The sequence below is a fragment of the Sporosarcina sp. P16b genome (assembly GCF_002743065.1).
In the GTDB taxonomy this organism is placed as follows: Bacteria; Bacillota; Bacilli; order Bacillales_A; family Planococcaceae; genus Sporosarcina.
Window position 1 is genome coordinate 42,705 of record NZ_PDYO01000005.1, and the last position, 19,381, is coordinate 62,085.

Genomic DNA, 19,381 nt, shown 5'->3' on the forward strand with positions numbered 1-19,381 from the left:
TATTGCACCTCCATTCAATTGTAGCTAATTACCAAACGTAAGCGACGACTTCTCCGCCGACTTGTTTAGCGCGGGCTTCTTTGTCTGTTAATACACCGTTTGATGTAGAAACAAGTGCAACACCTAAGCCGTTAAGTACTTTAGGAACTTCATTTGATTTAGCATATACACGAAGTCCTGGTTTAGAAATACGTTTCAAGCCATTGATAACGCGTTCGTTATCCTGACCGTATTTTAGGAAAATGCGGATAATGCCTTGTTTGTTATCTTCCACGTATTCCACATCACGGACGAAACCTTCTCGTTTTAAGATCTCAGCGATTTCTTTCTTTACGTTTGAAGCAGGTACCTCAAGCTTCTCGTGGCGAACCATGTTCGCATTACGGATGCGTGTAAGCATATCTGCAATCGGATCACTCATTGTCATTTGAATTAACCTCCTTCCCTAATTAGGGGTTTACCAGCTGGCTTTTTTGACGCCAGGAAGTTGTCCCTTGTATGCAAGTTCGCGGAAACAAATACGGCAAAGTTTAAATTTGCGATATACTGAATGTGGACGGCCACAACGTTCGCAGCGTGTATATTCTTGTACTTTATACTTTGGCGTACGTTTCTGTTTAGCGATCATAGATTTCTTAGCCACGTTTTCGCCTCCCTATTATTTTACTTTTGGAATGGCATGCCACACTGTGCAAGCAACTCACGTGCTTCTTCATCAGTGTTAGCTGTCGTCACGATGACGATATCCATCCCTCGTACTTTTGATACTTTATCGAAGTCAATTTCAGGGAAAATAAGTTGCTCTTTCACACCAAGAGTATAGTTACCGCGACCGTCGAACGCTTTTTTAGAAACGCCACGGAAGTCACGTACACGTGGTAATGAGATTGTAACTAATTTATCGAGGAACTCATACATGCGCTCACCGCGAAGCGTTACTTTAGCTCCGATCGGCATTCCTTCACGTAAACGGAATCCTGCGATAGATTTTTTCGCTTTAGTAATGACTGGTTTTTGACCTGAAATAGTTGCAAGATCCTCAACAGCTGCATCAAGTGCTTTTGTATTTTGGACAGCATCACCAACACCCATGTTGATAACGATTTTGTCTACTTTAGGAACTTGCATAACAGATGTATATTCAAACTTGCTCATTAGAGCAGGTGTGATTTCTTTAGAAAACTTCTCTTTCAAACGACTCATCAGTCGGACCTCCTTTCATGCAATACTTACTTATCCAATGATTCACCGGATTTTTTTGCAATACGTACTTTTTTACCGTCTTCCATTTTGTAACCTACACGAGTCGGCTCGCCTGTTTTAGGATCGATTACCATCACGTTGGAGACGTGTATTGTAGACTCTTGGCTTACAATTCCGCCTTGTGGGTTTTCTTGGTTCGGCTTTGTGTGTTTTTTGACGATATTAATACCTTCAACTAGCACACGGTCTTTTTTCGGATAAGCAGTTAGGATCACACCTGTTTTACCTTTATCTTTCCCAGAGATCACCATTACTTTGTCGCCTTTTTTAACGTGCATTTATCGCACCTCCTTGACTGGCTCTGTCATTAGAATTAAAGAACTTCTGGAGCAAGTGAAATGATTTTCATGAAGTTATTGTCGCGTAGTTCGCGAGCAACTGGTCCGAAAATACGTGTTCCACGTGGCCCTTTATCATCACGGATAATAACGCAAGCATTCTCATCGAATGTAATGTATGAACCGTCTTTACGACGAACTCCACTTTTCGTACGAACGATGACCGCTTTAACAACGTCACCCTTCTTAACAACGCCACCTGGTGTTGCCTTCTTAACCGTAACAACAACTACGTCACCGATGTTAGCTACTTTACGACCTGATCCGCCTAGTACTTTAATTGTAAGTACTTCGCGCGCGCCAGAGTTGTCAGCAACTTTCATTCTACTTTCCTGTTGAATCATCGAGGTTACCTCCTTCCGAAATCTGAGTTAAAAACCTATTAGATGATGATCGCTTTTTCAACGACTTCTAGAAGACGGAAACGCTTAGTTGCTGATAATGGACGTGTTTCCATAATACGAACAACATCGCCGATTTTCGCTTCGTTTAGCTCATCATGAACTTTAAGTTTCTTAGAATACTTTACACGCTTACCGTATAAAGAATGTTTTTTGTGTGTTTCTACCATTACCGTAACGGTTTTATCCATTTTATCGGAAACCACACGGCCTGTGTATACTTTGCGCTGATTACGCTCAGTCATGGCTGCAACCTCCTTCATCAGTTATTTGCACTGATTTCTCTTTGTCGTATTACAGTTTTCATGCGCGCAATCGATTTGCGTACTTCACGGATGCGTGCAGTGTTTTCTAATTGACCTGTCGCTAACTGGAAGCGAAGGTTGAAAAGCTCTTCTTTAAGTGATTTCACTTTTTGCTCGATCTCTGCAGTTGTTAAGTCACGAATTTCATTAGCTTTCATTAGACTCACCACCAATTTCTTGTCGTTTTACAAACTTGCTTGTTACAGGAAGTTTGTGCGATGCAAGTCTAAGTGCCTCACGAGCAACCTCTTCTGAAACACCTGCAATTTCGAACATTACTCTACCAGGTTTCACAACTGCAACCCAGCCTTCTACAGCACCTTTACCGGAACCCATCCGGACTTCAAGAGGCTTTTTAGTATATGGTTTGTGCGGGAAAATATTGATCCATACTTTACCGCCACGTTTCATGTAACGAGTCATAGCAATACGAGCAGATTCAATCTGACGGTTAGTGATCCAACTTGCTTCTAGAGCTTGAAGACCATACTCACCAAACTGAACTGTAGCGCCACCTTTTGTTTCACCACGCATTTTCCCACGGAATACACGACGATGTTTTACACGTTTAGGCATTAACATATTATTTGCCTCCTTCCCCAGAGTTCTTCTTAACTTTTACTGGAAGGACTTCACCACGATAAATCCATACCTTTACGCCAAGCTTACCATAAGTAGTATCAGCTTCAGCATGTGCATAATCTATATCTGCACGTAATGTATGAAGAGGGACAGTTCCTTCACTGTAGTGTTCCGCACGAGCGATATCCGCTCCGCCGAGACGTCCAGATACTTGTGTTTTAATTCCTTTTGCACCAGAACGAATCGTACGTTGAATCGCTTGTTTCTGAGCACGACGGAATGATACACGACTTTCCAATTGACGAGCGATTGATTCTGCAACTAATCTTGCATCCAAATCAGCACGTTTGATTTCTACGATGTTGATGTGTACACGCTTGCCTGTAATTTCGTTAAGTTGCTTACGAAGTGTTTCTACTTCGGAACCACCTTTACCGATAACCATACCTGGCTTTGCAGTGTGGATTGTAATATTAACACGCTTAGCAGCACGCTCAATTTCAACTTTTGAAACTGATGCTTCTACAAGACGTTTTTCGATGTATTCACGGATCTTTAAGTCTTCATGTAGTAAGGACGCATAATCTTTTTCCGCGTACCATTTTGAGTCCCAGTCACGGATGACGCCTACACGTAGTCCATTAGGATGTACTTTTTGGCCCACTAATTACCCCTCCTTCTTTTCAGATACCACTAATGTGATGTGGCTTGTACGTTTGTTAATCGCACTTGCACGACCTTGTGCACGTGGACGGAAACGTTTCATTGTTGGTCCTTCATCTACGAATACTTCACTGACGATTAAGTTCTCAGTATCCATTTCGTAGTTATGTTCAGCGTTTGCAATTGCTGATTTCAATAATTTTTCCACGACTGGAGATGCCGCTTTAGGCGTAAGTCGTAGAATAGCCATAGCTTCACCTATATTCTTGCCGCGGATAAGATCAACGACCAAACGAACTTTGCGAGAAGCAATACGGACTGTGCGTACAGATGCTTTAGCTTGTTGCATCAGGATAACCTCCTCTCAAATTAGCGTTTTGTTTTCTTATCGTCGGCACCATGGCCTCGGTATGTGCGTGTAGGTACGAATTCACCTAGTTTGTGACCTACCATATCTTCTGTTACATAAACAGGAACATGTTTACGTCCATCATATACTGCAATCGTCAATCCGATGAAAGTCGGGAAGATTGTTGAACGGCGTGACCATGTTTTAATAACTTGTTTCTTTTCTGCGTCTTTTTGTGCGTCAACCTTTTTTAGTAAATGGTCATCTGCAAAAGGTCCTTTTTTCAAGCTGCGGCCCATTCTGGAACCTCCTTCCGAGTATGTACTACGGTCCATCTACTGAACCGCAGTGCAATAACATTATTTTTTACGACGGCGAACGATAAGTTTATCTGATTTATTGTTCTTCGTACGTGTCTTGAATCCAAGAGTTGGTTTACCCCATGGAGTAACAGGACTCGGACGACCGATTGGTGTACGGCCTTCACCACCACCGTGTGGGTGATCGTTAGGGTTCATTACAGATCCACGAACAGTTGGACGTTTGCCTAACCAACGTGAACGACCTGCTTTACCAATATTGATCAATTCGTGTTGCTCGTTACCAACTTGACCGATTGTAGCACGGCAAGTAGCAAGGATCATACGAACTTCTCCTGATTGCAGACGAATGATGACGTATTTGCCTTCGCGTCCTAGTAGTTGAGCTGAAGTTCCTGCAGAACGAACTAATTGTCCGCCTTTACCTGGCTTCATTTCAATGTTGTGAATTGTGGAACCCATAGGGATGTTCTCTAGTGGTAGAGCATTTCCTACGCGGATATCCGCTTCAGGTCCTGAAATGATTGTGGAACCTACTGTCAATCCTTTAGGAGCAAGGATATATCTCTTTTCACCATCTGCATAATTGATTAATGCGATGTTTGCTGAACGGTTTGGATCGTATTCGATCGTAGCAACGCGTCCTGGAATGCCATCTTTCCGACGTTGGAAATCGATGACACGGTATTGGCGCTTATGTCCTCCACCTTGGTGACGAACTGTCATTCTACCTTGGTTGTTACGTCCGCCTTTACGCTTGACTGGTTCAAGCAATGATTTTTCTGGTTTGCTAGCAGTAATCTCAGCAAAGTCAGAAGAAGTCATGTTACGACGTCCGTTGGAGGTAGCTTTGTACTTCTTAATCGCCATTTTGTGTTCCCTCCTTCATTTATTATGAGTTAATTACATTTCAAAAAGTTCGATATCTTTGGAATCAGTAGTCAGTGTAACAATTGCCTTACGACGCTTGTTTGTATAACCAGCATGTTTCCCCATACGCTTGAACTTACCTTTGTAGTTCATAACGTTAACTTTTTCAACTTTAACACCGAAGATTTCTTCAATAGCTTGTTTCACGTGAGTTTTGCTCGCGCGTGTATCAACTTCGAATGTATATTTTCTTAAGTCTTCCATTTGTTCAGAAGAACGCTCGGTAATGACCGGACGTTTCAGAATATCACGTGCTTCCATTAACCAAGCACCTCCTCGACTTTTTCTATTGCTGCTTTTGTCATTACAAGCTGGTCATGTCCGACTAGGTCTAGAACATTGATACCGTTCGCTGAAACGACGCTGATCCCTGGAATGTTGCGAGCAGACAATGCTACTGATTCTTCTAGGTCAGCTGTAACAAATAATGCTTTCTTCGTGATTGAAAGATCTTCAAGCACTTTTACAAAGCCTTTTGTTTTTGGTGCATCAAATGCTAAGTTATCTAGAACGATTAGCTCTTCAGCCGCTACTTTAGTAGATAGAGCAGATAGAAGTGCTAAACGACGAACTTTCTTAGGCATTTTATAGCTGTAACTACGTGGTGAAGGACCGAATACGATACCGCCTCCACGCCATTGTGGTGATCTGATTGAACCCTGACGAGCACGACCTGTGCCTTTTTGACGCCATGGTTTACGACCGCCGCCTGCTACTTCCGCGCGAGTTTTAACCTTGTGGTTACCTTGGCGTAAAGAAGCTTGTTGTTGAACAATTGCTTCGAATAATACTGCTTCATTCGGCTCGATTCCAAAAATCGCATCGTTTAGTTCGATGTCGCCGACAGCAGAACCTGTTTGACTTACTACAGATACTTTAGGCATTCCTGTTTCCTCCTTTCTGTTTTACTCAGTTTCCTTTGATAGCACTTTTCACTTGTACAAGTGATTTACGAGCTCCAGGAACGTTACCTTTTACTAATAACAAGTTGCGCTCAGCGTCAACTCGAACGATTTCAACGTTTTGGATCGTTACTGTTTTGCCACCAGTACGTCCAGGTAGTTTTTTTCCTTTAAATACGCGTTGTGCATCAACTGCTCCAAGTGATCCTGGTGCGCGATGGAAACGTGATCCGTGAGTCATCGGTCCACGTGAGTAACCGTGGCGCTTAATAACACCTTGGAATCCTTTACCTTTTGAAACTCCTGTAATGTCAACTACATCGCCTTCTGCGAATGTATCGACTTTGACTTCCTGACCAACTTCGTATGCACTAACGTCAGCTCCGCGAACTTCGCGAATGAAGCGCTTAGGTGCAGTGTTAGCTTTTGCAACATGGCCTTGTTCAGGCTTGTTTGAAAGCTTTTCACGTTTATCATCAAATCCTAGTTGGATTGACTCGTAGCCGTCTGTTTCTATTGTCTTCTTTTGAAGAACAACGTTTGGAGCAGCTTCAATCACTGTTACTGGGATTAGATCGCCGTTTTCAGCAAATACTTGCGTCATTCCGACTTTTCTTCCTAAGATTCCTTTGGTCATTAGTCACACCTCCTGTAATATTGTTTGTTTTTATGTTTTATAGTTTAATTTCGATGTCGACGCCTGACGGTAAATCAAGCTTCATAAGTGCATCCACCGTTTGTGGCGTTGGATTCACGATGTCGATTAAACGTTTGTGCGTACGCATTTCAAATTGCTCACGTGAATCTTTATATACGTGAACAGCACGCAATACCGTGTAAACTGATCTTTCAGTTGGCAACGGAATTGGACCTGAAACACTAGCTCCAGAACGTTTAGCCGTCTCAACAATCTTTTCAGCTGACTGATCGATCATTCTGTGATCATAAGCTTTCAATCTAATACGAATCTTTTGTTTTGCCATTATTTTCCCTCCCTTTCGCCTATTTTCTAGACAATTCTCCACGAAAATTTTCCTTACACGCGCCATGGCAAAGCGGCCGGGTGTATCGGTAACCTCTCGCTTCATCGCAGTCAAAGACCAACATTCAACATTATACATAATATAAAAGGATTGCGCAACCCTTTTGAAGAAATTAATTTAACTTTTAATCCGTTTACTATACTATCAGCTTTCCTCATGATTTGCACGTGATTTGAAGTGCGCTGCTAGACTTTACTTCCGCATTATCTTAAGGGCGTTTCAAAACACTATTTTTGATATATGCCGCTAACCTTTCATGTAGACGAAAACAAAAAAATCCCGCCTTAATGGCGGGATCCAAACAAATTATTTTGTAATTGTTGCTACAACGCCAGCTCCAACTGTACGTCCACCTTCACGGATTGAGAATTTAGTACCTTCTTCAATCGCGATAGGAGAAATAAGTTCAACTGTCATTTCAACGTTATCTCCAGGCATAACCATTTCTACGCCTTCAGGAAGTTGAATGATACCAGTTACGTCAGTTGTACGGAAGTAGAACTGAGGACGGTAGTTTGAGAAGAATGGAGTGTGACGTCCACCCTCTTCTTTAGATAGAACATAAACTTCAGATTTGAACTGAGTGTGTGGAGTGATTGTGCCTGGCTTAGCAAGAACTTGTCCACGTTCGATATCTTCACGTGATACACCACGAAGAAGAGCACCGATGTTGTCGCCTGCTTCTGCATAGTCCAGAAGTTTACGGAACATCTCTACACCAGTTACAGTAGTAGCTTTTGGTTCTTCAGCAAGACCGATGATGTCAACAACATCTCCGACTTTAACTACTCCACGCTCAACACGGCCAGTTGCTACAGTTCCGCGACCTGTGATTGAGAATACGTCCTCAACAGGCATCATGAATGGCTTGTCAGTGTCACGAGTTGGTGTTGGAATATAGTCATCTACTGCTTGCATAAGTTCAAGAATTTTTTCTTCCCACTCTGGCTCTCCTTCAAGAGCTTTAAGAGCTGATCCTTTGATTACAGGAATATCATCGCCAGGGAAGTCGTAATCAGAAAGAAGTTCACGGATTTCCATTTCTACTAATTCAAGTAGTTCCTCGTCATCTACCATGTCACATTTGTTCATGAAGACAACTAGGTAAGGAACACCTACTTGACGTGAAAGAAGAATGTGCTCACGAGTTTGTGGCATTGGGCCATCAGCAGCAGAAACTACTAGGATTCCGCCGTCCATTTGTGCAGCACCAGTGATCATGTTTTTAACGTAGTCAGCGTGACCTGGGCAGTCAACGTGTGCATAGTGACGCTTGTCAGTTTCGTACTCAACGTGTGAAGTACTGATTGTAATTCCACGCTCTTTTTCTTCAGGTGCGTTATCAACGTCAGCGTATGACTTTGCTTCTCCACCTTGTGCTTTAGAAAGAACTGTTGCAATTGCAGCAGTCAAAGTTGTTTTACCATGGTCAACGTGACCAATTGTTCCTACGTTCGCGTGCTCCTTGGAGCGGTCAAATTTTTCTTTACCCATTTTAGAGATCCTCCCTTTATTTAAAAAAATAGTTTTTTAATATGGAAGCCGAAAGTATTCCATCGACTATCCACATCTTACAAGTATTGATTAAAAGAAACAAGGATGAACTGTATTATTCACCTTTGTTTTTCTTGATTACTTCTTCAGCGATAGACTTTGGAAGTTCTTCATAGTGATCGAACACCATTGAGAATACTCCGCGTCCTTGCGTGTTTGAACGTAGAGAAGTTGCATAACCGAACATTTCAGCAAGTGGAACCATTGCACGAACTACTTGTGCGTTACCACGAGCTTCCATACCTTCTACACGGCCACGGCGTGATGTAATATCACCCATAATGTCGCCCATGTATTCTTCCGGAATAATAACTTCTACCTTCATTGTTGGTTCAAGAATTACAGGACTACATTTTGATGCAGCATTTTTCAAAGCCATTGATGCAGCAATCTTAAATGCCATCTCGTTGGAGTCAACGTCATGGTAAGATCCGTCATATAGACGTGCTTTGACATCAATTAAAGGATATCCAGCTAAAATACCGTTATCCAGTGAATCACGAATTCCTGCTTCAACTGCTGGGATGTATTCACGAGGAACAGAACCACCAACAATATTATTAACGAACTCGAATCCTTTTCCTTCTTCGTTTGGACCGAATTCAATCCATACGTGACCGAACTGTCCACGTCCACCTGATTGACGAACGAATTTACCTTCGACTTCAGCTGACTGACGGAATGTTTCGCGGTAAGAAACTTGTGGCGCGCCCACGTTTGCTTCCACTTTAAATTCACGACGTAAACGGTCGACGATAATATCCAAGTGAAGTTCACCCATACCCGCGATGATTACTTCTCCTGTTTCTTGATCTGTGTGTGCACGGAATGTTGGATCTTCTTCTTGCAACTTAGCAAGAGCTTGGCCCATTTTATCCTGGTCCGCTTTTGTTTTCGGTTCAATCGCTACAGAGATAACTGGCTCTGGGAATACCATTGATTCAAGAATGATCAATGCTTTCTCATCACATAGTGTGTCTCCAGTAGTTGTGTCTTTCAAACCGACAGCAGCAGCAATTTCACCCGCGTGTACTTCAGAAATTTCTTCACGGCTGTTTGCGTGCATTTGTAGAATACGTCCTACGCGCTCGCGCTTGCCTTTTGTAGAGTTTGCTACGTAAGAACCAGCTTGAAGAATACCAGAGTAAATACGGAAGAATGTAAGTTTACCTACATAAGGATCTGTCATAACTTTAAACGCCAATGCTGAGAATGGTGCTTCATCAGATGATTCACGCACTTCGTCTTCTTCAGTCTCAGGGTTGAAGCCCATCATTGGAGGCACATCAAGTGGTGATGGAAGGTAGTCTACTACCGCATCTAGTACTAGTTGTACACCTTTGTTTTTGAAAGCAGTTCCACAAACTACAGGATAGAATTCAACTGCCAACGTAGCTTTACGAATAGCTGTCGTAAGTTCTTCTATAGTAAGTTCTTCACCGCCAAGATACTTTTCCATAAGATCTTCATCGAAATCTACAACAGCTTCAATTAGGCTCTCACGGTATTTTTTAGCTAGTTCAAGATGTTCAGCAGGAATTTCTTCCACTGTCGTATCTGTTCCTAGATCATTGGGATACATAGTTGCCTTCATTTCGATTAAGTCGATAATTCCTGAGAAGTTATCTTCCGCACCAATTGGCAATTGAATAGGGTGTGCATTCGCTTGCAGGCGGTCACGTAGTGTTCCTACTGAATATAGGAAGTCAGCACCCGTCTTATCCATTTTGTTTACGAATACGAGACGTGGTACTTTGTAGTTTGTCGCTTGACGCCAAACTGTCTCTGTTTGTGGTTCAACACCTGATTGTGCATCAAGTACCGCTACAGCACCATCCAATACGCGAAGTGAACGTTCAACTTCAACTGTGAAGTCTACGTGCCCCGGTGTATCGATGATGTTTACGCGGTGACCTTTCCATGCTGCAGTTGTTGCAGCTGAAGTAATCGTGATTCCACGTTCTTGCTCTTGCTCCATCCAGTCCATTTGTGATGCACCTTCGTGCGTTTCACCAATCTTGTGGATTTTACCTGTGTAAAAAAGGATCCGCTCAGTTGTCGTTGTCTTACCAGCGTCAATGTGAGCCATGATACCAATGTTACGAGTATTCTCTAGTGAGAACTCTCTAGCCATTTTGTAATCTCCTTCCGTTTCGGATTACTGCTGTTGTTTATCCGACCTTACCAGCGATAGTGAGCGAATGCTCTGTTGGCTTCAGCCATTTTATGCATTTCTTCACGGCGTTTAACAGAAGCACCTGTGTTATTTGATGCATCAAGAATTTCATTCGCTAGACGTTCTTCCATTGTTTTTTCTCCACGTGTACGTGAATAGTTCACAAGGTAACGAAGGCCTAGAGTCGAACGGCGTTCAGGGCGTACTTCAACCGGCACTTGATAGTTAGCTCCACCTACGCGGCGAGCACGCACTTCAAGAACTGGCATTACATTATTTAAAGCTGCTTCGAATACTTCGATTGGTTCTTGTCCAGAACGTTCTTTAATAATTTCGAACGCTCCATAAAGAATCTTTTGAGAAGTACCTTTTTTACCGTCTACCATCATTTTGTTGATAAGGCGGCTTACAAGCTTGGAATTATAAATCGGATCAGGTAGTACATCACGTTTTGTTACTGGACCTTTACGAGGCATAATTAGTTCCTCCTTTCAATATTGTTAGTTTTGTATTACTTCTTAACTTTGGGCTTTTTAGCTCCATACATTGAACGGCTTTGCATACGGCCAGTAACACCAGCTGTATCAAGTGCCCCACGTACGATATGGTAACGAACACCCGGTAAGTCTTTTACGCGTCCTCCGCGGATTAGTACCACACTGTGTTCTTGCAAGTTGTGGCCTTCACCTGGAATATATGCGTTTACTTCCAATGTATTAGTTAAACGAACACGAGCATACTTACGTAGCGCCGAGTTCGGCTTCTTAGGAGTCATAGTACCAACACGTGTACAAACACCTCTTTTTTGTGGTGAGTTCACGTTTGTCATAGACTTTTTAAAGCTGTTATAGCTTTTTCCTAGAGCCGGAGACTTAGAATTTTCCGTTTTCGATTTACGAGGTTTACGGACTAATTGATTAATTGTAGGCATCAGGTTGTTCCTCCTTCCAAGTTTTTTATAATACCACACACCCAGGTGGTTCATTTTTAAGTAAAAACAAAGTTTTTGTGCGTGCACACACAAAAACGGGTGACAGTAACACCAGAGATCTCAGCTTACTGTTATTTTATAATGATGATTGCTTATCGCCTTGTACTTATTCGAAAGAGTTTTTTCTTCCTGAAAAGTTAACGGTCAACAACTATCAACCTTTTGTATATTATCATCTCTACAATAACTTGTCAACGAATTTAAGAAAATAAACGGGAGCGATGTCCCGTTTATTTTTATTCAGCTGGAATAGTCTCTTCTACTTGATCGTGTTGCATTTTTATTTGGCGGTATCTCTGCATTCCAGTACCTGCAGGGACCAATTTCCCGATAATAACGTTTTCTTTCAGACCTAGCAACTCATCTGTTTTACCTTTAATAGCTGCATCTGTAAGAACTCTTGTCGTTTCCTGGAATGATGCGGCTGACAAGAATGATTCTGTTTCAAGTGAAGCTTTCGTAATTCCGAGAATTACCGGACGTGAGGTAGCTGGAACTTTACCTGCTAACAACACCTTTTCGTTCGCTTCAGAGAATTGGTGAATGTCCAATAATGAACCCGGAAGAAGATCAGTATCTCCTGCTTCAATTACTCGAACTTTTCGAAGCATTTGACGTACCATTACTTCAACGTGCTTATCACCAATCTCTACCCCTTGCATACGGTAGACTTTTTGAACTTCTTTCAAGAGATACTCTTGTACAGTTGAAACGTCTTTTACAACGATCAATTGTTTAGGGTCAATAGAACCTTCAGTAATAGTTTGCCCACGCTCAACCACATCGCCTACTTCTACCTTCAAGCGCGCATTGTACAACGTAGGATATTTACGTGTTTCCACTTCACCTTCAATAGTAATTTCTTTCAAGCCTTCACGGATTTCATCAATTTCAATAACAGTACCTGCAATTTCAGAAATAACCGCTACACCTTTCGGATTACGAGATTCAAAAATTTCCTGAATACGTGGAAGACCTTGCGTAATATCATCTCCGGCAACTCCACCTGTGTGGAATGTACGCATCGTTAACTGTGTTCCTGGCTCTCCGATAGATTGCGCTGCAATGATTCCCACAGCTTCCCCTACTTCTACCGTTTCTCCAGTGGCTAAGTTGATACCGTAACATTTTTTACATACGCCGTGCTTCGTATTACATGTAAATGCAGAACGAATCGTCACTTCTTCGATACCAGCTTGAATTACTATGTTCGCTATGTCCGCAGTAATCAACCCGTTTTTCGCAAGAATGACTTCACCCGTTTCCGGATGTTTGATAGTCTTCTTCGTGTGACGACCTTCAATACGCTCAAACAATGTTTCGATCATTTCATTTCCTTCGGTTAATGCAGTAATTGCAAGACCACGGTCTGTTCCGCAATCTTCTTCACGAACGATAACATCTTGCGCTACGTCTACGAGACGACGAGTCAAGTAACCTGAATCGGCAGTCTTCAGTGCTGTATCGGCAAGACCTTTACGTGCACCGTGTGTAGAGATAAAGTATTCGAGTACTGTCAGACCTTCACGGAAGGAAGATTTGATCGGAAGTTCGATAATCCGTCCAGCCGGGTTGGCCATTAGTCCACGCATACCAGCAAGTTGTGTAAAGTTTGATGCGTTACCACGGGCTCCGGAGTCACTCATCATGAAGATCGGGTTTTCAATATCCAATGAATCCATTAGCTTATTCTGAATGATATCCTTCGCATGGCTCCAATAAGAGATGACACGATCATAACGCTCTTCCTCGGTAATTAAACCACGTCGGAACTGCTGCGTGACTTTATCAACTTTTTCTTGTGCTTCATGAAGAATTTCTGCTTTATTCGGCAAGACCACGATATCGGAAATACCGATTGTAATTCCAGCACGAGTAGAATATTTAAATCCTAGGTTTTTCATTCTATCCAACATTCTAGAAGTTTCTGTAATGTGGAAGCGACGGAAGATTTCCGCGATAATTTCCCCAAGGATTGCTTTTTTGAACGGCGTGATTAGTTCTGCTTCTTGCAGGTGTTCCTTAACATTTACTGTTCCGTCGATGAAGTACTTGTCAGGTGTTTCTACCTGTAAGTTATGATTCGTCGGTTCGTTGATGTACGGGAACGTTTCCGGTAAAATCTCATTGAAAATGATTTTACCTACAGTCGTTAACAATAGCTGACTATTTTGTTTATCCGTAAACGTTGGGTTGTTAATACTGCCAGCCTGTACCGCGATGCGGGAATGTAAGTGAACATGTCCTGTTTGATAGGCGATTAACGCTTCATTCGGATCACTAAACACAGAACCTTCTCCAGCCGCATTTTTTCGCTCGACTGTTAAGTAATAGTTTCCAAGAACCATATCCTGTGAAGGAGTTACAACTGGTTTTCCGTCTTTCGGGTTCAAAATGTTTTGAGCAGCTAGCATCAATAGACGTGCTTCAGCTTGAGCTTCAGCGGATAGTGGTACGTGAACAGCCATTTGGTCACCATCGAAGTCAGCGTTGTAAGCTGTACATACGAGCGGGTGTAACGTAATCGCACGCCCCTCGACCAGTATCGGTTCGAACGCCTGTATCCCCAGACGGTGAAGTGTCGGTGCTCGGTTAAGAAGCACTGGATGTTCTTTGATGACGTCTTCCAATACATCCCATACTTCGGAATGAAGACGTTCAATCTTACGTTTAGCACTTTTGATGTTATGCGCCAAGTTACGTTCCACTAATTCTTTCATAACGAACGGCTTAAATAGCTCGATCGCCATTTCCTTAGGCAGACCGCATTGGTACATTTTTAAGTTAGGACCTACTACGATAACCGAACGACCAGAATAGTCTACACGTTTACCAAGTAAGTTCTGGCGGAAACGCCCTTGCTTACCTTTTAGCATATGAGAAAGTGATTTCAATGGACGGTTTCCTGGACCTGTTACAGGTCTTCCACGACGACCATTATCTACAAGTGCATCTACCGCTTCTTGAAGCATACGCTTCTCGTTCTGGACGATAATGCCGGGTGCTCCTAAATCCAATAGACGCTTTAGACGGTTATTCCGGTTAATAACTCTACGATAAAGATCATTCAAGTCAGATGTTGCAAAACGCCCTCCGTCTAGCTGTACCATAGGACGCAATTCAGGGGGGATAACTGGAAGTACTTCGAGTACCATCCATTCCGGACGGTTTCCAGAGTTACGGAAAGATTCCACGACTTCTAGACGTCGGATTGCGCGTGTACGACGCTGACCTTGTACTGTTTTCAACTCTTCTTTCAACGAATCTGTTTCCTTATCCAAGTCGATTGCACGTAGTAGTTGCTCGATTGCTTCCGCTCCCATTGCAGCTTGGAATTTGGAACCATACTTTTCACGGTACAAGCGATACTCTTTCTCAGAAAGCAATTGCTTGCGTTCAAGTGGCGTATCTGCCGGTTCTACAACTACGTAAGATGCAAAGTAGATAATCTCTTCCAATGCGCGTGGTGTCATGTCCAAAATCAAGCCCATACGGCTCGGAATTCCTTTGAAGTACCAAATATGTGTGACAGGTGCCGCAAGCTCAATATGTCCCATTCGTTCGCGACGGACTTTTTGACGCGTTACCTCTACGCCACAACGATCACAAACAACGCCCTTATAACGGACTCGCTTATATTTACCACAGTGACATTCCCAATCTTTCGTCGGACCGAAGATTCTCTCACAGAATAATCCGTCTTTCTCAGGCTTTAATGTACGGTAATTGATCGTTTCAGGTTTTTTTACTTCTCCATACGACCAAGAACGAATCTTGTCAGGTGAAGCAAGGCCAATTTTCATATACTCAAAATTATTAACATCTATCAAGGAGCCAACCTCCCTTTAGTCTAATCGCCATAACGGCTTATCAGTCAACTTAACTTGTAGTAGTACATTCATGTAAGACATTCTTCTTACTGAATAAAATAGAAGAGGGTGCTCGAAGCCCTCTTCTATTCATTTTTGTTTGTTTTATTTACATTTCAGATCAGCACTATCTGCTTTAGGCGATCGGTTGATCTTCTTTAATCAAGTTCAATGCGTCAGTTGGTTGCAAGTCTTCTTCGTCGTCTAAATCACGTAACTCAATTTCTTCGAAGTCTTCCGTCAACATCTTCACATCTAACCCTAAACTTTGAAGTTCTTTGATTAGTACTTTAAATGATTCCGGTACACCTGGTTGAGGTACGCTATCACCTTTGACAATCGCTTCGTATGTCTTCACACGTCCTACGACATCATCGGATTTGACTGTTAAAATTTCCTGCAATGTATAAGCGGCACCATATGCTTCTAGCGCCCATACTTCCATTTCCCCGAAACGCTGTCCACCGAACTGGGCTTTACCGCCGAGTGGTTGTTGTGTAACGAGTGAGTATGGTCCAGTAGATCGTGCGTGCAACTTATCATCTACCATGTGGGCAAGTTTGATTAAGTACATAACGCCGACTGATACGCGGTTATCAAATGGTTCACCTGAACGACCATCGTATAGCATGGTTTTACCGTCACGGTCCATTCCTGCTTCTTCCATTGTAGCCCAAACGTCTTCTTCGTTTGCACCGTCAAATACAGGAGATGCAGTGTGAATACCTAGACTACGCGCAGCCATACCAAGATGCATTTCAAGAACCTGTCCGATATTCATACGTGACGGAACACCTAGTGGATTTAACATAACATCGATCGGTGTACCATCTGGAAGGAACGGCATTTCCGACTCAGGTAAGATTCGGGAAATAACCCCCTTATTACCGTGACGTCCTGCCATCTTATCTCCAACAGAGATTTTACGCTTCTGTACGATATATACTCGTACTAACTGATTTACTCCTGGAGATAGCTCATCGCCATCTTCACGGTTGAAGACTTTGACATCCAGAACTATTCCGCCTGCTCCATGAGGGACACGTAATGAAGTATCGCGGACTTCACGTGCTTTTTCCCCAAAGATTGCATGTAGAAGACGTTCTTCCGCAGTCAATTCCGTAACTCCCTTAGGCGTTACTTTACCGACCAAGATATCTCCATCTCGTACTTCTGCACCGATACGAATAATTCCTCTGTCATCCAAGTTGCGTAATGCATCTTCTCCGACGTTTGGAATATCACGCGTGATTTCTTCTGGCCCAAGCTTCGTATCACGTGCCTCCGATTCATATTCTTCAATATGAACAGACGTGAATACATCATCTTTCACCAGACGCTCACTCATGATAATCGCATCTTCGTAGTTGTAACCATCCCATGTCATGAACGCAGTTAGAACGTTACGTCCAAGCGCGAGTTCTCCCTGTTCCATTGATGGTCCGTCCGCAAGAATATCAAGCGGTTTGACACGGTCGCCAACTTTTACAATTGGACGTTGGTTATAGCAAGTTCCTTGGTTCGAACGAATGAATTTAGATAAACGGCAAACGACAAGGTCACCCTTGACTTCTTTACCGCCCACTTCTTCAATACGGCGAATACGAATCTCCTTAGCTTCTACGTGTTCTACGATACCGTGATATTTAGAAACAACAGCTGCTCCTGAATCACGTGCAGAAATATGCTCCATACCTGTACCCACAAATGGCGCTTCCGGATTTAACAAAGGAACTGCTTGACGTTGCATGTTCGCACCCATCAACGCACGGTTAGAGTCATCATTTTCTAGGAAAGGAATACATGCAGTAGCCGCTGACACAACTTGCTTAGGTGAAACATCCATATAATCCATTTGTTCACGGCGGAATACAGTGTTATCCCCTTGGAAACGTCCTACGACGCCTTCATTCGTAAATGATCCGTCTTCCTCAAGCAACGCGTTTGCTTGTGCCACTACATAGTTATCTTCAATATCTGCTGTTAAATAATCAATCTGTGAAGTAACGCGACCCGTTTCTGGATCTACTTTACGATAAGGAGTCTCAATGAAACCAAATTGATTCACTTTCGCGAATGTAGACAACGAGTTAATCAGTCCAATGTTCGGTCCCTCTGGCGTTTCAATCGGACACATACGACCATAATGAGAGTAGTGAACGTCACGAACTTCCATTCCTGCTCGCTCACGAGTCAAACCACCAGGTCCTAGTGCAGATAAACGACGCTTATGTGTCAATTCAGCCAATGGATTTGTTTGGTCCATGAACTGAGATAGCTGCGAGCTACCGAAAAACTCTTTAATTGATGCAATAACAGGACGAATATTGATCAATTGTTGAGGTACTATAGATTGCGTGTCATTGATAGACATTCTCTCTTTAACCACACGCTCCATACGGGAAAGACCGATACGGAATTGGTTTTGAAGTAATTCACCAACAGAACGCAAACGACGATTACCAAGATGGTCAATATCATCCGTGTTCCCTACACCATGCAAGAGGTTAAAGAAATAGCTAATAGAAGCAACGATATCTGAAGGGGTAATATGTTTAATAGACTCGTCTACTTCAGCGTTAGAAATGACATTAATCACTTGCTTTTCTTCACTTTTCGGTGCGTAAATCTTTAGCGTCTGGATAACCATTGGTTCTTCCAATATAGACCCTACATGTTCAATCGATTCAGTATTGATACCTTGAGATAAAAACGGTAGTAATTTATCTAATGTACGTCGATCGATTAGCTGATCTTTTTCCACTAAAATCTCGCCAGTTTCAGGGTCAACAAGTGTTTCAGCAGCCGTTTGATTGAACAGTCGATTCTGCAAGTGAAGCTTCTTATTCATTTTATAACGACCAACATTCGCTAAGTCGTAACGCTTCGGATCAAAGAAACGCGAATACAAAAGACTTCTTGCGCTGTCTAGTGTTGGTGGTTCACCTGGACGAAGTCGCTCATAGATTTCAAGCATCGCTTTTTCTGAAGTCTCGGTATTATCTTTCTCTAATGAATTTCGTAAATACTCATTATCACCGATTAAATCGATAATTTCTTGATCAGTAGAGAAGCCTAACGCACGCAATAAAACAGTGATTGGCAACTTACGAGTACGGTCGATACGGACATGTACTACGTCTTTTGCATCTGTTTCATACTCAAGCCATGCTCCACGGTTCGGAATAACGGTAGCGCCAAATCCACGCTTACCATTTTTATCCGTCTTATCGTTATAGTAAACACTTGGCGAACGAACGAGCTGTGAAACAATAACACGCTCAGCTCCGTTAATAATGAATGTTCCGTTTTCTGTCATGAGTGGGAAATCTCCCATGAAAACGTCTTGTTCCTTCACATCGCCAGTTTCTTGGTTATGAAGACGTACTTTTACACGAAGTGGTGCGGCATATGTCACATCGCGCTCTTTTGATTCGTCTACCGGATATTTTGGTTCACCCAGTTTGTAATCGATAAATTCCAAGGATAAGTTACCTGTGAAATCCTGGATAGGAGAAATATCCCGGAACATTTCACGTAACCCCTCTTCTAAGAACCACTCGTAAGATGCCGTTTGAATTTCAATCAAATTCGGCAAGTCGAGTACTTCTTTGATTCGCGCGAAACTTCTACGCTGACGATGTTGACCATACTGAACTAAATGACCTGTCAACTCATTCACCCCTCATTAAGAC

The 19,381-nt window shown here is 42.6% G+C and carries 22 protein-coding genes; all 22 read right to left on the reverse strand.

The genetic code is table 11. The annotated features are described in order from the left end of the window. Window positions 1–28 precede the first annotated feature (28 nt). The 22 genes from rpsH to rpoB all read right to left on the reverse strand — a co-directional run bounded on the left by rpsH (window position 29) and on the right by rpoB (window position 19,368). Window positions 29–427 carry a 30S ribosomal protein S8 gene (rpsH, locus tag CSV77_RS08015; protein ID WP_029053265.1) on the reverse strand — a complete coding sequence of 133 codons (399 nt, stop codon included), beginning with the start codon at window positions 425–427 and terminating at the stop codon, window positions 29–31. Between the two features lie 30 nt (window positions 428–457). Continuing rightward, window positions 458–643: a type Z 30S ribosomal protein S14 gene (locus tag CSV77_RS08020; protein WP_008298870.1), complete on the reverse strand. Its 186-nt coding sequence runs from the start codon at window positions 641–643 to the stop codon at window positions 458–460. A gap of 20 nt (window positions 644–663) precedes the next feature. Next, the gene (rplE, locus tag CSV77_RS08025; protein WP_085132008.1) at window positions 664–1,203 is read right to left on the reverse strand and encodes a 50S ribosomal protein L5; all 540 of its coding nucleotides are present in this window, start codon (window positions 1,201–1,203) and stop codon (window positions 664–666) included. A gap of 26 nt (window positions 1,204–1,229) precedes the next feature. Continuing rightward, window positions 1,230–1,541, reverse strand: a complete 312-nt coding sequence (gene rplX / locus CSV77_RS08030) for a 50S ribosomal protein L24 (protein ID WP_029053267.1) — start codon at window positions 1,539–1,541, stop codon at window positions 1,230–1,232. Window positions 1,542–1,576: 35 nt separating this feature from the next. Next, on the reverse strand, window positions 1,577–1,945 hold the full coding sequence (gene rplN, locus CSV77_RS08035; RefSeq protein ID WP_081243203.1) for a 50S ribosomal protein L14: 369 nt from the start codon (window positions 1,943–1,945) through the stop codon (window positions 1,577–1,579). Window positions 1,946–1,983: 38 nt separating this feature from the next. Continuing rightward, the gene (gene rpsQ, locus CSV77_RS08040; RefSeq protein WP_099630541.1) at window positions 1,984–2,247 is read right to left on the reverse strand and encodes a 30S ribosomal protein S17; all 264 of its coding nucleotides are present in this window, start codon (window positions 2,245–2,247) and stop codon (window positions 1,984–1,986) included. A gap of 17 nt (window positions 2,248–2,264) precedes the next feature. Then, complete coding sequence (gene rpmC / locus CSV77_RS08045) at window positions 2,265–2,465, reverse strand: 50S ribosomal protein L29 (protein WP_025783856.1); 201 nt, start codon at window positions 2,463–2,465, stop codon at window positions 2,265–2,267. After that, window positions 2,455–2,889 (reverse strand): 50S ribosomal protein L16, encoded by a 435-nt coding sequence (gene rplP / locus CSV77_RS08050; RefSeq protein WP_029053270.1) that lies wholly within the window; start codon window positions 2,887–2,889, stop codon window positions 2,455–2,457. The genes rpmC and rplP overlap by 11 nt, the downstream gene beginning before the upstream one ends. A 1-nt stretch (window position 2,890) precedes the next feature. Continuing rightward, a complete protein-coding gene (rpsC, locus tag CSV77_RS08055; protein WP_085132010.1) occupies window positions 2,891–3,553 on the reverse strand; it encodes a 30S ribosomal protein S3 in 663 nt (220 codons plus the stop codon). 3 nt (window positions 3,554–3,556) lie between these two features. Further along, on the reverse strand, window positions 3,557–3,901 hold the full coding sequence (gene rplV, locus CSV77_RS08060; protein WP_037561627.1) for a 50S ribosomal protein L22: 345 nt from the start codon (window positions 3,899–3,901) through the stop codon (window positions 3,557–3,559). 20 nt (window positions 3,902–3,921) lie between these two features. Beyond that, window positions 3,922–4,200 carry a 30S ribosomal protein S19 gene (gene rpsS, locus CSV77_RS08065; protein ID WP_099630540.1) on the reverse strand — a complete coding sequence of 93 codons (279 nt, stop codon included), beginning with the start codon at window positions 4,198–4,200 and terminating at the stop codon, window positions 3,922–3,924. Window positions 4,201–4,260: 60 nt separating this feature from the next. Then, entirely contained in the window at window positions 4,261–5,091 is an 831-nt protein-coding gene (gene rplB, locus CSV77_RS08070; protein ID WP_099630539.1) for a 50S ribosomal protein L2, read from the reverse strand. Window positions 5,092–5,124: 33 nt separating this feature from the next. Continuing rightward, window positions 5,125–5,412 carry a 50S ribosomal protein L23 gene (gene rplW / locus CSV77_RS08075; RefSeq protein WP_085132013.1) on the reverse strand — a complete coding sequence of 96 codons (288 nt, stop codon included), beginning with the start codon at window positions 5,410–5,412 and terminating at the stop codon, window positions 5,125–5,127. Then, window positions 5,412–6,035: a 50S ribosomal protein L4 gene (rplD, locus tag CSV77_RS08080; protein WP_099635778.1), complete on the reverse strand. Its 624-nt coding sequence runs from the start codon at window positions 6,033–6,035 to the stop codon at window positions 5,412–5,414. Before rplD ends, rplW begins: the two co-directional genes overlap by 1 nt. Before the next feature lie 25 nt (window positions 6,036–6,060). Beyond that, window positions 6,061–6,690, reverse strand: a complete 630-nt coding sequence (rplC, locus tag CSV77_RS08085) for a 50S ribosomal protein L3 (protein ID WP_099630537.1) — start codon at window positions 6,688–6,690, stop codon at window positions 6,061–6,063. A gap of 37 nt (window positions 6,691–6,727) precedes the next feature. Beyond that, window positions 6,728–7,036 (reverse strand): 30S ribosomal protein S10, encoded by a 309-nt coding sequence (gene rpsJ / locus CSV77_RS08090; RefSeq protein ID WP_085427465.1) that lies wholly within the window; start codon window positions 7,034–7,036, stop codon window positions 6,728–6,730. A gap of 366 nt (window positions 7,037–7,402) precedes the next feature. Next, window positions 7,403–8,590 (reverse strand): elongation factor Tu, encoded by a 1,188-nt coding sequence (gene tuf / locus CSV77_RS08095; RefSeq protein ID WP_085132017.1) that lies wholly within the window; start codon window positions 8,588–8,590, stop codon window positions 7,403–7,405. A 115-nt stretch (window positions 8,591–8,705) separates the two neighbouring features. After that, a complete protein-coding gene (fusA, locus tag CSV77_RS08100; RefSeq protein ID WP_099672995.1) occupies window positions 8,706–10,784 on the reverse strand; it encodes an elongation factor G in 2,079 nt (692 codons plus the stop codon). Window positions 10,785–10,831: 47 nt separating this feature from the next. Continuing rightward, complete coding sequence (rpsG, locus tag CSV77_RS08105) at window positions 10,832–11,302, reverse strand: 30S ribosomal protein S7 (protein WP_099630534.1); 471 nt, start codon at window positions 11,300–11,302, stop codon at window positions 10,832–10,834. 35 nt (window positions 11,303–11,337) lie between these two features. Beyond that, window positions 11,338–11,757 carry a 30S ribosomal protein S12 gene (gene rpsL, locus CSV77_RS08110; RefSeq protein ID WP_085132019.1) on the reverse strand — a complete coding sequence of 140 codons (420 nt, stop codon included), beginning with the start codon at window positions 11,755–11,757 and terminating at the stop codon, window positions 11,338–11,340. Window positions 11,758–12,053: 296 nt separating this feature from the next. Further along, window positions 12,054–15,647, reverse strand: a complete 3,594-nt coding sequence (gene rpoC / locus CSV77_RS08115; RefSeq protein WP_099630533.1) for a DNA-directed RNA polymerase subunit beta' — start codon at window positions 15,645–15,647, stop codon at window positions 12,054–12,056. Window positions 15,648–15,822: 175 nt separating this feature from the next. After that, window positions 15,823–19,368, reverse strand: coding sequence for a DNA-directed RNA polymerase subunit beta (rpoB, locus tag CSV77_RS08120; RefSeq protein ID WP_199203723.1), 3,546 nt, complete (start codon window positions 19,366–19,368; stop codon window positions 15,823–15,825). Between the last annotated feature and the right edge of the window lie 13 nt (window positions 19,369–19,381).

Bases quoted from the DNA above. Each gene is read 5' to 3' on its own strand.
- rpsH (WP_029053265.1), bottom strand. From the start codon at position 427: ATGACAATGAGTGATCCGATTGCAGATATGCTTACACGCATCCGTAAT.
- rplE (WP_085132008.1), bottom strand. From the start codon at position 1,203: ATGAGTCGTTTGAAAGAGAAGTTTTCTAAAGAAATCACACCTGCTCTA.
- rplX (WP_029053267.1), bottom strand. From the start codon at position 1,541: ATGCACGTTAAAAAAGGCGACAAAGTAATGGTGATCTCTGGGAAAGAT.
- rplN (WP_081243203.1), bottom strand. From the start codon at position 1,945: ATGATTCAACAGGAAAGTAGAATGAAAGTTGCTGACAACTCTGGCGCG.
- rpsQ (WP_099630541.1), bottom strand. From the start codon at position 2,247: ATGACTGAGCGTAATCAGCGCAAAGTATACACAGGCCGTGTGGTTTCC.
- rpmC (WP_025783856.1), bottom strand. From the start codon at position 2,465: ATGAAAGCTAATGAAATTCGTGACTTAACAACTGCAGAGATCGAGCAA.
- rplP (WP_029053270.1), bottom strand. From the start codon at position 2,889: ATGTTAATGCCTAAACGTGTAAAACATCGTCGTGTATTCCGTGGGAAA.
- rplV (WP_037561627.1), bottom strand. From the start codon at position 3,901: ATGCAACAAGCTAAAGCATCTGTACGCACAGTCCGTATTGCTTCTCGC.
- rpsS (WP_099630540.1), bottom strand. From the start codon at position 4,200: ATGGGCCGCAGCTTGAAAAAAGGACCTTTTGCAGATGACCATTTACTA.
- rplB (WP_099630539.1), bottom strand. From the start codon at position 5,091: ATGGCGATTAAGAAGTACAAAGCTACCTCCAACGGACGTCGTAACATG.
- rplW (WP_085132013.1), bottom strand. From the start codon at position 5,412: ATGGAAGCACGTGATATTCTGAAACGTCCGGTCATTACCGAGCGTTCT.
- rplD (WP_099635778.1), bottom strand. From the start codon at position 6,035: ATGCCTAAAGTATCTGTAGTAAGTCAAACAGGTTCTGCTGTCGGCGAC.
- rplC (WP_099630537.1), bottom strand. From the start codon at position 6,690: ATGACCAAAGGAATCTTAGGAAGAAAAGTCGGAATGACGCAAGTATTT.
- rpsJ (WP_085427465.1), bottom strand. From the start codon at position 7,036: ATGGCAAAACAAAAGATTCGTATTAGATTGAAAGCTTATGATCACAGA.
- tuf (WP_085132017.1), bottom strand. From the start codon at position 8,590: ATGGGTAAAGAAAAATTTGACCGCTCCAAGGAGCACGCGAACGTAGGA.
- fusA (WP_099672995.1), bottom strand. From the start codon at position 10,784: ATGGCTAGAGAGTTCTCACTAGAGAATACTCGTAACATTGGTATCATG.
- rpsG (WP_099630534.1), bottom strand. From the start codon at position 11,302: ATGCCTCGTAAAGGTCCAGTAACAAAACGTGATGTACTACCTGATCCG.
- rpsL (WP_085132019.1), bottom strand. From the start codon at position 11,757: ATGCCTACAATTAATCAATTAGTCCGTAAACCTCGTAAATCGAAAACG.